The sequence below is a fragment of the Micromonospora sp. BL1 genome (assembly GCF_003667485.1).
Lineage (GTDB): Bacteria > Actinomycetota > Actinomycetes > Mycobacteriales > Micromonosporaceae > Micromonospora > Micromonospora tulbaghiae.
This window is the reverse complement of sequence record NZ_RCVK01000343.1, coordinates 1-400: the sequence shown is the minus strand read 5'-3', so window position 1 is coordinate 400 and position 400 is coordinate 1. Positions and strand designations below refer to the sequence as shown.

Sequence of the window (400 nt, the reverse complement as noted above, 5' to 3'; positions counted from 1 at the left end):
AAGCTGGAGCTGCGGCTCGGCGACGCGGCCGAGTCCGAGATCGACCGCCGGGCGGCGCAGAACGTCCCGGTCGGCTCGCCCGGCCGCGGCCTGACCCGCGACAAGCTGCATTTCCTGACCGCCGTCTCGCGGATCGACGGCAAGCGGGACGTGGACGACCTGACCGAGGCGTCGGTCGCCCTGGCCGGGCACGTGGCGGCGAACTGGCCGGGCCGTCCGGCCCCGAAGGTACGGCTGCTGCCGCGCCGGCTGCCGGTGGCCGAGCTGGCGAAGGTGGTCGACCGGTCGGCGCCGGGCCTGCCGATCGGGGTCAACGAGTCGGCGCTCGCCCCGGTCTATTTGGACCTGGCGAACGAGCCGCACCTGACCGTCTTCGGCGACGCCGAGTGCGGCAAGACCA

At 74.2% G+C, this 400-nt stretch carries 1 pseudogene; it reads left to right on the top strand.

Annotated elements, in window-relative coordinates:
* Nucleotides 1-400: pseudogene (locus EAD96_RS25905) on the top strand (type VII secretion protein EccC); the annotation flags it as partial.